Raw genomic sequence first — 13,319 nt, 5'->3', positions numbered from 1 at the left:
CGCCCCCCCCTCCCCCTGTTTCCGGAAAGTCCAAATGCAAAGACATTGTCCCCCCTGTTAAAAATCTCCCTACCAGGTTCCATTATTGACTTAAAAATTCTATTTTTGTTATGTGAAAATTTTTCCTATATTTCGCCCTTATTTTTAATGGCAATTAGATGAATCGTTGCTTAAAGGAAAAAAAAGAATGAACGGAAAGGGGTCGGTACAGGCTAATCTGTTAGAGGCTATTGGAAACACACCATTGGTTAAACTCAATTTTGTCACACAAGGCTTAAAGGCCAACATTTTTGCCAAGCTGGAATTCATGAATCCTGGAGGGAGTGTTAAAGACCGAATTGCGCGCTATATGATTGAAAAAGCAGAACGGATGGGCAAAATTAAGACTGGGGATACAATCATCGAAAATTCTTCAGGTAATACGGCTATTGGGCTGGCTATGGTTGCCATTCAAAAAGGGTACAAATGTAAAATCGTCATTCGTGATACAACCAGTCCTGAAAAAATTAGAATGCTTCAGCATCTGGGAGCAGAGACCATTCTGGTTGATGCCTCACTACCTCCGGAAGACGAAAATTCTTACAACAATTTTGCTCGGCATCTGGCCCAACGCACGCCCAATGCTTACTATGTGGATCAGCACAACAATTTAGACAACAATGAAGCCCATTACCATACAACAGGGCCCGAAATATGGGAACAACTCTCGGGACAGATTGACTACCTGGTTTGTGGGATTGGCACAGGCGGCACTTTGTTTGGGGCAGGTCGTTTTTTAAAAGAAAAAAATCCCGAAATCAAGTTGATCGGAATTGATCCGCAGGGATCGGTTTTTTATCACTATTTTAAACACAAGAAATTGGTGCGACCTATGCGCTATCGGCTGGAAGGGCTGGGCGATGAATTCATTTTAAGAACCGTTGAGTTCGATTTGCTGGATGACATGCTGCAGGTTGATGATGAAACGGCTTTTGAATACAGTCGTCGTTTGGCGCGTGAAGAGGGTATTATTGCCGGTGGCTCCAGCGGGGCAAATCTTTACGGAGCCCTTCAGGTGGCCGCTGAGGTTGATCGTGAAGTAAATATTGTAACCATCTTTCCTGATTCGGGATTCAGGTATTTGAGTAGTATTTTTAGTTGACCCCATGCAAACATTCATTCAAACAGCCCGTCAGAAGGGCCTGGAAATTATTCCCGATTTTCCGCTCGGGCGCATCACTACCTTACGGATTGGTGGGCCCGCCAGGTATTACCTTAAAGTACACAGACCGGAGCAGCTAAAAGCGGCCCTGGCTCTGGCCCGACAGTTCGATGTGCCCTTTAAAGTATTGGGACAGGCCAGTAATGTGCTTGTGGCCGATAAAGGGTTCAACGGCTTAATCGTTCACAATCATTTCAACCATTTTGAAATATTGCCGGAGCCAGGCGATCTGAAACCGCCTGTCATTCCGCGCTACCCTGCAGCTTTCCCGCAAAATTTTAGTCATTTGCAGCCGCTTCTGCTCAAAGTTGGATCGGGCCTGCGTCTCTCTTCATTGATTCGCGAAATGCATCGACAAAATATTCTGGGGCTCGAGTGGTTTGCCGGTATTCCCGCCACAACAGGAGGCGCCGTGTACATGAATGCACATGGTGGCCCTTATTTTTTTGGCGATTTTGTCTGTTCCGCCACATTGTTCGATGGACAAAAGACCAAACAGGTGGAAAAGGCCTACTTCGGTTTCGCCTATGACTATAGCGTCCTGCAAAAAAGTAAAGAAATTGTACTGGAATTGATCTTTTACGGATGGCAGGGGGAGATTGGGGTAGCCCGGAAATTTTACAAATGGTGGGCATCGCAAAAGCGCCTTCAGCCTCAGAATTCCGCCGGGTGCATTTTCCAGAATCTAAATTTACAAGATCAACAACGGTTGAATTTGCCGACCCCTTCGGTCGGGTATTTCATTGATCGCATTCTGGGCTTAAAAGGGCTTCGGAAAGGGGGTGCTCAAATTTCAACTGCTCATGCGGCTTTTATTGAAAATCTGGGTCAGGCCAGGGCCCGCGATGTTCTGTTTTTAATCCAACGCGTTAAACAGGATGCGTTACAAAAGGCTAATGTCCAGTTAAAACTGGAAATCGAATTAATTGGTTTTGAAGAAGATTTAATCAAGGATATGTAAAGGATAAAAGATGGCTAAATTTTTAATTCAGGGCGAACAAAAACTCCAGGGGGAAATAAAAACCGCAGGCAATAAGAATGCAGCACTACCGATTATTGCCGCCACTTTACTGACCCGCGAACCGTGCACACTTCACAATGTACCAGAAATTCGCGATGTACATGTGATGCTTGAGCTCTTGCAAAGTGTGGGCAAAAAAGTGGAACAACTCAAAGCCAATGTTTACCGGATCACCGGAGAAGTGAACAATCAGCATTTGCCTTACCACATGGGCACCAATTTGCGAGCTTCGGTACTGTTCATTGGGGGCATGTTGCCCATCACCGGCGAAGTACATTTGCCTCCGCCTGGAGGGTGTGTGATTGGCCGACGTAATCTGGATGCCCATTTTGATGTAGCTTCTTCCTTTGGCGCCCAGATTGAAAGCAAAGACAACATTTTTATTTTTCGCAGGTCAAAAATTTTCCCGGCTCATATCTGGCTGCGTGAGGCTTCGGTTACAGCAACGGCCAATGCATTGCTGATTGGCGCCAGAACGCCTGGTAAAACGCTTATTGAAAATGCGGCTTCCGAACCCCATATTGCCGACCTGTGCCAGGCGCTGATCAAAATGGGGGCTAAAATCACCGGTATTGGCTCCAACAGATTAGAGGTCATCGGTCAGCCAAACTTAGGAGGTTTTGAACACACTATTGTGCCCGATCATATCGAAGCCGGAACCTTTGCCATAGCTGCAGCCTGCCTGCACAGTGAACTGGTCATTCATGATGCTCTGCAAGACCATCTGCGCATGATCGCCTTTCATCTGCAACAAATGAATGTCGATCTGAAATTCCTGGATGCTAAGACATTACAAATTAAACCGTCAAAGTTGATTTCCAAATCGGGCAAAGTCCGGGTAGGACTCTGGCCAGGCTTTCCCACGGATTTGATGAGTCCGATGATTGTGCTGGCCACTCAGGCACAAGGGATGACTTTGTGCCACGACTGGATGTACGAATCGCGTATGTTTTTTGTGGACAAGCTTTCTATTATGGGCGCTAATACTATTCTGTGCGATCCACATCGCGTAATTGTGCATGGCCCCACACGCTTGAAAGGGCAAGAGCTGAGTAGCCCCGATATTCGGGCCGGTATTGCTTTGCTGATTGCGGCCATGGCTGCCAGAGGGCACAGCATTATCGATCGCATTGAACTGATTGATCGTGGATATGAGCGGATTGATTTACGGCTAAAGCAAATCGGAGCCGAGATTGAGAGAATCCTCTGAAATCTGTTTGATCTGAGTAAGACCTGGCTAAAAAGCATGGGGCTGAAGGCTAACTCTTTTCTTCATCCCTTGCCGAATTGTACATTCAATTAAGAGCATTATTTAATTAAAAATTACGAATTACGAATTATTTTGTGAAAGGGCAAGTAGTGCCCTGAAAGGCGAAGGACCGTACCGAGTGTCATTCCTCCCCCGCTTCAGCGGGGGAGGAATCCCTTTCACTGGCAAACAATTCCTAAGCAGACGTAACTCGAGCTTCAGCTCGAGACTTGCCCTAACACCTACACAAATTTTGTTCCCATGCAAGCGAAAACTCCGAATCCCGGGGACAGGCCTGTCTGGCAGGCGCAGCCGGACAGGCCCGTCTGGCCACCTGACAGGCCCGTTATCCAGCCGGTTGGAGCGAAGCGGAAATCCCGATCCTCGGGGACAGGCCATTCAACAATTCAACGGTTTTACTTCCTCACACAGTACGAAAATTTTCGCATCCCGCTGTGGCTGGAATAGATCTTTTAAAGGAAACATTCTAAAGCAGTTAATCCCTGCCGTCAATTCTTTGGTTATTCAACGATTTACTTTTCCTGAGCTGGTAGAAATTAATTTTAATCAGAATTTAATTTTGAATAAATAAAGCCCTAATACTCCTGCGTTATGTTTTGCAAACAAAAAGTTGAAAGTTGTTTAAGTTCAATTTATCTGTAAAGGAGAAACTTATGAGAGATTTTACGGTCAAATCACTTGTATCCATGACTTTAGCAATCCTCATGTTGGTAGATATTTCATTTGCCACTGACGAATTTTTTGACAAAGTGGATTACAAAGGCGCCTTTGGTTCCACGAATTGGGCATCCGGATGGACGGCGCTTTATCACTACGGTATTTTGGCGGAGCCAACCAGCGGCACACACGATGTAACGGTAAACGACGACGACATTCAGCCAGGCGATGTGGTTTACTGGACAGCGGACAACGTGTACCATTTAAACGGCCGCGTATTTGTCGAAGAAGGCGCGGTGTTGCACATTGAAGCGGGGACGGTTATTAAAGGGATGCCCGGACAGGGAGAAAATGCCAGCGCCTTGATCATTGCGCGCGGCGGAAAGATTTACGCGGAAGGAACGGCGGATCGCCCGATCATTTTCACAGCAGAATCGGACGATGTGAGCAATCCTGTGGATGTATCGTATGACACCAAAGGATTGTGGGGCGGTGTGATAATCCTGGGAAAAGCCCGGATCAATCGTCCGGAAGGTGAATTCAATATCGAAGGGATTCCCAGCACGGAGCCGCGCGGATTGTACGGCGGAGATGATGACGATGATAATTCCGGAGTATTTCGCTATGTTTCCATTCGGCATGGCGGCGCTGAAATCGGTGAAGGCAACGAAATTAACGGATTAACCTTAGGCGGCGTTGGTCGCGGGACGACCATCGATCATGTGGAAGTGTTTGCCAACAAAGACGATGGTTTTGAATTTTTCGGCGGTACGGTAAATATGAAGAACCTGATTGTGGCCTTTTGCGGAGATGACGGCATTGACCTTGACGAGGGGTACCGTGGAAAGATGCAATATGTGTTTGTGATCCAGCATCTTAATTTTGGAAACCGTTGCGCAGAACATGACGGCGCGCCCAAGTCAGCGGTGACTACCGAGCCTAAAGCATTTGCCCAGATTTACAATGCCACCTATTTGGGTTCCGGCCTGAATTCCAGCAATCCGGATCAGGACGAATTGTTTAAATTACGGGAGAACTGGGGCGGTATTTATGCCAACTGTATTTTTGGTGACTATCATGGCTACGGTGTGGATGTGAGCGATAAGTATTCGCCAAACGATTGCAAGGATCGTCTGGCGGCCGGAGAAATCCAGTTCAAAAACAATCTCTGGTTTAACCTTTCCGGTTCACTCGGCAAACAGAGCTGGATTCAAAACTATCTTGATGATGGTGCAAACGCAAATGTGGAAGAGAATCCGCAGTTAATGGGCATTAGCCGTGTGCAGGATGCCGGTTTGGATCCACGTCCGGCTTTTGATGGCCCCGCTTACCACAATTTAGCGGCATACCCCACGGCCATTCGTTCCGCTGGCAATAACTTTAACATGCCTACACATTTTGCCTTGGAGAAGAACTACCCAAATCCGTTTAATCCTTTAACCAATATTCGCTTTGATTTGAATAAAGCCGGACATGTTAAATTGGTGGTCTTTGACGTATTGGGACGGAAAATAGCAACTTTAGTCAACCGAAATATGAGCGCAGGTAGCTACCAATTTCAATGGTATGCTGGCGACATGGCCAGCGGTATCTATTATTATCAGCTTCAATTTGGCAACCGCGTTGAAACGAAAAAGATGATTCTTATGAAATAAGCATTCCACCCAAATAAATCCAAAAACGGCAGACTTTGTTAAAAACGCTGCCGTTTTTTTTAACAAAAAACAAAAAAAAATCTCACGGGCTCTTAATAAAAATCAAACATTTCATTTGTACCATTTACAATAAATAAATGCGAAAAAGAACATGAGGTTCACTGAACTATCCGGAGACAATGGATTTTTTGCAAAATTTCGGAATACCCTGGAATATTAAACGAATTTTTGCAGGCAGAAAATTGCAAAGTTCAAATGTTACTTCATAAAAAGGTTTTATTTGGGGCAATAATGATCCCTTGCGTAAAGCAAATTGGGGAAGACGATTTGTGCATTAAATGACACGCCTTGCTTAAATGCACTCAAGGATGTAGTAAAACTCGATTTGGATTAGCAAGGATCATCGGAAAAATTAATAGGGAGATGTATGTTATGAACTCAAAAAAGAATCGTTTCAATGGGATGAAAAACTTGGTAATCGTAGTATTGTTGCTGAATTTTTTCGTTGCATTGGCCGCCCAAAAACCGATGGGAAAAATTTCTGGTCAAATAGTAGATAAAGAAACAGGCGATCCGATTGTGGGGGGAAACGTTTATCTGGAGAATACGGTTTGGGGCGCAGCCAGTGACCTTAATGGACATTTTTTAATCGACCGGGTTCCAGCAGGTAATTATATCTTGATTGTTTCGGTGATCGGTTATGCCGAAATGCGAATTAATAATCTTGAGGTAAAGCCCAATAAAATCAGTAAGATTACCGTAACTTTAAAGCCTGAAATTTTAACTACTGAAGTCGTGGAGGTGGAAGCAAAAGCTGTTAAAAACACCGAAGCCGCCTTGCTTAAAAACCGTGAAAAAGCGGTGGCTATTAGCGATGCAGTAAGCTCCGAAGCCATTGGTCAGGCCGGAAGCGGCAACGCAGCCGAAGCCTTAAAACAGGTAACGGGTGCTTCCGTAGGTGAGGAGGTGAATCTTTACATTCGTGGACTGGGTGACCGCTACATTAGTACAAGGCTTAACGGAGCCGAGATGCCCAGTGCGAATCCCTATAAAAAAACGGCTTCGATCGATTTGATTCCCAGTAATATGATTGATAATATTATTACCTTAAAAAGTTTTACGCCAGACAAGCCAGGCGATTTTTCTGGCGGAGCCGTGGATATCCAAACAAAAGATTTTCCTGATCGTTTTCAATTTTTTACTTCCGTTGCTACCGCTTTTAATTCACAGGTTACCTATCAAAATAATGCTCTTGGTTTTAATGTGGGACAATTGGGCTGGCTGGGAATGAGTGACGGTACATTGGATTTGCCAGAGGTTTTTAAAAATAAAGATTTAAAAATACCAAGCATTGCCGAGGCAAACAATGATAAAACAGGAACCGTTGCTCAACAAATATCAAATTTGACCAGATCATTCAATCGTGAGCTGGGCCCAACTTCGTACAGCCCAGGACTCAATAGGTCGTTTAACTTTTCCATTGGTAATCAATTCAAATTGTTTTCCCGTCCTTTGGGTTTTTTGGCCAGTATGAGTTACAATCGTAATTTTTCTGGATATTCCGAAGGTGTCTTCCGTCGCTGGAATCAAGGTACAAAGGATGTGATGGCATCCGTTTTTGATTTAAAAGAAACAAAGTCCACGCAAAACGTACATTGGGGTGGTTTGCTAAAACTTTCTTATCAGTTAAATAGCGATCAAATGATCAGTTTTACCGGGATTTACAATAAAAACGGAGAAATGACTGCTCGGTCTTTAGCCGGTTCATATCCTTACGATATGGATGAAAGTCGGGTGTTTCAGGCACAGACATTAAATTTTAAAGAAAGAACGTTGGTGAATGGGCAGGTAAGGGGAGAACATTACTTTCGCAGTCTCTTTAAAAGTCGTATTCAATGGCTTTACAGCGTTGGGAAAACAACGGAAGATCAACCAGATCAACGCTATTTTAACAGTTATTACGACACAAATACAAGGACGTATGGCATTAAGGATAATACGCCACCTTCCCGGTATTTCAGGAATTTAAATGAAAACATAAATCAGTTTTACATTGACTTCAAATTTCCGTTTACACAATGGTCCGGATTAGAGAGTACTTTTAAGACGGGATTTTTCCTTTTACATAAAGATCGAATATATCGCGAGCGATTATTCCAATTTGTCGATCACCAGGGCTTTGAATTTGACGGAAATCCAAATCATTTGCTGAGGGACGAGAATATTGGTGTGGTAGATACGTTGGTCACCAAGATTCGTGGGCAAGAATATCGGTCGTACGATTGGGGAATTGTCGTTCAGGAAAATAGATTGCCCGGTAATAATTATTCGGCTAATCAATATATCCAGGCCAGCTATTTAATGTTCGAATTGCCCATCCTGGAAAAATTCCGCTTTATCGGCGGTGCGCGTTATGAAATGACTGATATGTTCCTGGAAACGGCTGATTCTACGGCGCAAAAAGGTCTAATTAAAACCAAAGATTGGTTGCCTTCAGTCAATTTTATTTATGCTGTAACCCAGGGAATGAATCTCCGCTTTTCTTACAGTAAAACCCTTGCCAGGCCAAGATTTCGTGAAATCGGCCCCTTTGCTACTTTTGATTTTATGGGCGGTGATGTCTATGTAGGAAATCCATCCTTAAAACGAAGTAAGATCGATAATATTGATTTGCGTTGGGAGTGGTTTCCGCGTCCTGGAGAAATATTGGCCGTAAGCGGGTTTTACAAAAAATTTAAAAACCCCATTGAACGTGTCTTTAATTCTTTCGAAGAAAATACATGGAAAAATGTGGCCTTTGCCAGAGCGTATGGAGTCGAATTGGAAATACGTAAAAAATTAGACGATGTCAGCAAGTATTTGAGCCATGTTTTAATAGGAAGCAATGCATCGTTCATTCGATCGAGCGTTCAAATTGCACCAGAAGAATTGGCACTCATTCGCCATCTGCGCCCGGGCGCAGTGGATCACCGTCCATTTCAAGGACAATCGCCTTATTTGCTGAATATTAATTTAACTTACAGTAACCCGCAAGCGAGATTCACATCATCGCTTTATTACAATATTTTTGGAGACCGCTTGAGCAAGGTTAGTTATGGCGGTACTCCGGATGTGTACGAAAAAGCCGCCGGCCTGTTAAATGTCTCATTTAAATATCGCTTATTCAAACAGGTTTCTTTAAAAATTGCGGGTAAAAACCTGCTCAATCCTACTTTTGAAAAATATCAGGAATTTAAGGGACAGAAATACATTTATAGCCGCTTTAAACGGGGGCGGGTATATTCGATCGGCTTGAGTTATTCGATTTAAATAGTACAAAAATTTGTAGGATTGGCGTAAGGGCTGGAATGAAGGCAGCCTTTGCGCCATTTTTGTTTTAATGGCACAAAATCTGTCTTCTCATCTAAGAACCCTTTTCTACTTTTAGAGGAATTTGAATCTGAAAGGCAGTTGAATGATCTTATTTTTGGTTACAATGCGCTTCTGCAGCGCGACTCTCCTTGAGGGATGACCAATTACGAACAACTTCAAAATGGGCAACATTTATTACAATATTAACACGAAAATTTTAAAGTTGTTGAATAATTGAATAGGTACATAGTGCCGGGTGTTATTCCAAGGCAGCACAGCCGCAACCTTTAAAAAACCGCAAAGGACGCAAAGAATTATTTGCCCTCACCCCCTCGATCCCCCTCTCCCAGATTTTTATTCTGGGAGAGGGGGAGGGCATGGTGGGGGAATTTTCTCACCTATGTTGGAAATACCATTCACGAACAATGGGAATTCGCTGTGTCAGCCCGATGCTCATTCAACCATTCAACAATTCAACAGATTTACTTCCTCACATAGCACAAAAATTTTCGCATCCCGCTAAGCGGGATTGAAGTTTTGGAGGAAGTATTCTAAGGCAGCAAAGCCGCGACCAAAAACAACCGCAGAGAGCACAAAGATTTAGAAAAAAAATAAAATTTATTAACATGTAAGGCTAAAACTCAGCAAAGCGGCACAATTTGCTCCCCCTTCCCTTTATTAAAAGAAGGGAAGGGGGCGGGGGGGTTAGGATCTTCAGCATAAAAATTTTCGCATCCCGCTGTGGCGGGATTTGATCTTTTAAGGGAAGTATTCTATTACACTCTTAACTCTTACACACATACACTTTTCCGCGATAGCGGAAAATTTGTCCTGCAAGTGTAAGGGATTCTTCCCCAGATAAATCGGACTTCGAAATGTCATTTGGCACGGACCGCACTTCTTATGCAGTACTTGCTGTTTTAAAAAATTTGATATCGAAAGAAATCAGAACCCCATTACCCCGCAAGAGGAAATAAAAATCAAGCCCGGCCGAATAATTTGTAACATCTTAACTAATTTGTGTGGAATAATTATTTGCTTCTGGCCGTTTTTGTAATTATAATTCGCCAGATCACTTTAACAAGCATAATGGAGGGTCTTATGTCAAAAACGACTGTTTTTTTTAATTTGAGTCCCAGTTTCTCAGGGAGCGTTCAATTAAACGCCTCTATCACTTCCCTTTCCTTTTTTACCTTCCCTCATGCCTTCCGTTGTTGTTGCTGTTGTTACTAATCTTTACACATCCAAAATAATTTCTATTAAGCATCATAGCCAATCGCTATTTTGTAATTGAAATAATCAGGTTTTGTCATTAAACCGGTAGCGAATTATTACATGTGATTCCTTAAAAAGGACTTAATCGCAAAACAGGACATCCCTTCCCTTACTTTACTTAAAAAAGAAGGGAACAATAAACAGGATCACATGCAGGCAAACACCTGCAAAGGATGTCCTAAAATCTAAACAAATAATTGTAAATGAGGGTCTAATATGAATACCTTTAAACATTTCAGTCAGCAACTATTAACCAGGCACGTAGAACACCTGAATAGTTTTCCATCGAAGAAAGAAGTGCATCAGTTTATTGATGAACTGCTGGCCCTGCTTTTTCCGCATTTCAGCGAGCAGGCTCAGTATTTGAGCGTGGATGAAATCAAAGGCAAAATGTCGGTTTTGCGCAGGGAACTGACGCATATTTTGCACTCGCTGGAGGGACGCATGCACAACAGCGCTGGCGGGGTGACGGAAATATTTTTTGAGCAGCTGCCCCATGTGTACGAACTGCTGTGGAGCGATGCGCAGGCCATTTATGAGGGCGACCCGGCTGCCGAGACGCTGGATGAGGTCATCTCTGCCTATCCTGGATTTTACGCCATTTACGCTTACCGCATCGCGCACATTTTTTATGAAGCGGGCGTACCCGTTTTTCCGCGTTTGATTACGGAATATGCCCATTACAAAAGCGGGGTGGACATCCATCCGGGCGCCCGCATTGGCCATTCCTTTTTCATCGATCACGCCACAGGTATCGTGATCGGCGAGACTACGGAAATTGGCAACAACGTAAAAATTTATCAGGGCGTAACCATTGGCGCTTTAAGCGTTTCCAAAGCTCTGGCGCAAAAAAAACGGCACCCAACCATTGAAGATAATGTCATCATTTACTCCAGCGCCACCATTTTAGGCGGCGAAACGGTAATCGGACACGACAGCATCATCGGCGGCAACGTCTGGCTAACCAAAAGCGTGCCGCCGTATTCCATTGTTTACAACACCTCGGAAATACGCGTACGTTCTAAACTGGAAAAAGAACAGGCGCTCATGTTTCATATCTAAATAAAGGAGATCGTCATGAAGTTTAATCATATACTGGAACAAATCGGAAATACACCCCATGTGCGCATCAACCGGCTGTTTGACCGGCAGCACGAAGTGTGGCTAAAGCTGGAACGCGCCAATCCTGGCGGCAGCATCAAAGATCGCATTGCCCTTTCCATGATTGAAGACGCCGAGCAGAAAGGAATTTTGACCAGGGACAGCGTTATCATTGAGCCCACTTCCGGTAATACGGGCGTGGGACTGGCCATGGTAGCCGCCGTAAAAGGTTATCGGCTGATTCTGGTGATGCCGGAATCCATGTCCATTGAACGCCGCAGCCTGATGGCCGCTTACGGCGCAGAATTTGAATTGACGCCTAAAGAGCAGGGCATGAAAGGGGCCATTGAGCGGGCAGAGGAATTGACTGCCAAACTGCCCAATGCCTGGATGCCCATGCAGTTTGAAAACGAAGCCAACGTGCAGGCGCACAAAAAATTTACTGCGCAGGAAATTTTACAGGATTTCCCGGACGGTTTTGACTGGCTTATTACCGGCGTTGGGACGGGCGGCCACATTACCGGCGTGGCTGAAATTTTGAAAAAAGAATGGCCGCATTTAAAGGTGTTTGCCGTGGAACCGGATCAGTCGCCGGTGCTCAGCGGCGGCCAGCCCGGCTCGCATCCCATCCAGGGCATTGGCGCAGGATTTGTCCCGGCCATCATGAAAACCGATCTGCTGGACGGCGTCATTCAAATCAGCAAAGAACAGGCCTTTCGCTTTGCCCAACAGGCGGCCCGCCAGGAAGGCATTCTGGTGGGCATCAGCACCGGCGCCTCGCTGGCGGCCGTGGCCCAAAAACTGCAGAACAGCAAACAGCCTAAAAAAGTGCTGACCTTTAACTACGACACGGGAGAGCGCTATTTGTCCGTACCCGATTTGTTTGTTTGATTTTTGAAAAAGGACAGAATTCACGCTTAAAAGGCGCTTTTTTACCGTTCCAGTAAGAAAATCTATTAAAAGATTGATTGTTCTTATTGGAGTTGCAAGATTACTCTTCCGGCCGGGCGGGAGAGTAAGGACCAATTTCCTTTTTTAAGCGAACTCAGGTAACGTTAACCATTCACCGGTTGGCCGATTGGATTGCAGAATCGGCCAACCATTTTACGCTATTTGCTCCAGGCCCCACCTCATCTCCCTCACCCATTTAAATAGTCCAGGATGCCTCAGCGCAGGCCGACTCAATCTTTAACGAAAATCTATTTCATTTCTAAAGGTTTAACAACATGCTCTTTTTATACTCTGCCTGAACAAATTAAAGGACGAAACAAAAATGAGATTAGCGATTTTTGCCGACAGTCTGCCGCCCAATCTGGACGGCGTTTCAAGGACCTATTTGAATATCTTCAATTATTTTGAAAGGGAAGGGATTCCGTTTAAAGTTTTTTCGCCGTTCAAACCTCCAGAGGAATTTTCCTGGGCTGACCGCGTGCAACAGGTGCCTTCTCTGCCCTTTTACCTTTATCCCAAATACAAAATTGGCCTGCCGGATAAATATGAGATTTTTAGAATGCTGGACGAATTTAAGCCCGATCTGGTGCATGTGAGCAGTCCGACCTTTCTGGGACAGGCAGGCGTGGAATATGCAAGGAAAAATAAACTGCCTTCGCTGGCCATCTTTCATACGGATTTTGCCTCTTACTTTAAATATTACGGTTTTGCCTTATTTGAAAATGTCTGCTGGAAATTCCTTTTAAAATTTTACAGCCAATTTGAGCGGGTGCTTGTGCCCTCCAGAGATCTATTAAAAAAATTGAACAAAAGAGGATTTAAAAATCTGGTATTGTG

The 13,319-nt window shown here is 44.4% G+C and carries 8 protein-coding genes; all 8 read left to right on the top strand.

All coding sequences use genetic code 11. The features are described from left to right. Nucleotides 1-187 precede the first annotated feature (187 nt). Complete coding sequence (locus tag ACWB0I_RS00040) at nucleotides 188-1,141, top strand: PLP-dependent cysteine synthase family protein (RefSeq protein WP_479385974.1); 954 nt, start codon at nucleotides 188-190, stop codon at nucleotides 1,139-1,141. Between the two features lie 4 nt (nucleotides 1,142-1,145). Continuing rightward, the gene (locus tag ACWB0I_RS00035) at nucleotides 1,146-2,162 is read left to right on the top strand and encodes a UDP-N-acetylmuramate dehydrogenase (protein WP_479385973.1); all 1,017 of its coding nucleotides are present in this window, start codon (nucleotides 1,146-1,148) and stop codon (nucleotides 2,160-2,162) included. 10 nt (nucleotides 2,163-2,172) lie between these two features. After that, complete coding sequence (gene murA, locus ACWB0I_RS00030; protein WP_479385972.1) at nucleotides 2,173-3,432, top strand: UDP-N-acetylglucosamine 1-carboxyvinyltransferase; 1,260 nt, start codon at nucleotides 2,173-2,175, stop codon at nucleotides 3,430-3,432. 713 nt (nucleotides 3,433-4,145) lie between these two features. Beyond that, nucleotides 4,146-5,804 (top strand): T9SS type A sorting domain-containing protein, encoded by a 1,659-nt coding sequence (locus ACWB0I_RS00025; RefSeq protein ID WP_479385971.1) that lies wholly within the window; start codon nucleotides 4,146-4,148, stop codon nucleotides 5,802-5,804. Nucleotides 5,805-6,236: 432 nt separating this feature from the next. Continuing rightward, nucleotides 6,237-9,113, top strand: a complete 2,877-nt coding sequence (locus ACWB0I_RS00020; RefSeq protein WP_479385970.1) for a TonB-dependent receptor — start codon at nucleotides 6,237-6,239, stop codon at nucleotides 9,111-9,113. A 1,533-nt stretch (nucleotides 9,114-10,646) separates the two neighbouring features. Beyond that, nucleotides 10,647-11,492, top strand: a complete 846-nt coding sequence (gene epsC / locus ACWB0I_RS00015; protein ID WP_479385969.1) for a serine O-acetyltransferase EpsC — start codon at nucleotides 10,647-10,649, stop codon at nucleotides 11,490-11,492. Nucleotides 11,493-11,507: 15 nt separating this feature from the next. Further along, nucleotides 11,508-12,422, top strand: coding sequence for a cysteine synthase A (cysK, locus tag ACWB0I_RS00010; RefSeq protein ID WP_479385968.1), 915 nt, complete (start codon nucleotides 11,508-11,510; stop codon nucleotides 12,420-12,422). A gap of 382 nt (nucleotides 12,423-12,804) precedes the next feature. After that, the coding region (locus ACWB0I_RS00005) for a glycosyltransferase (protein WP_479385967.1) at nucleotides 12,805-13,319 on the top strand (515 nt) is incomplete at its 3' end.

It is taken from the genome of Caldithrix sp. (genome assembly GCF_056497305.1).
Note: the sequence above shows the minus strand (reverse complement) of the source record. Positions and strands in the feature narration are given on the sequence as shown.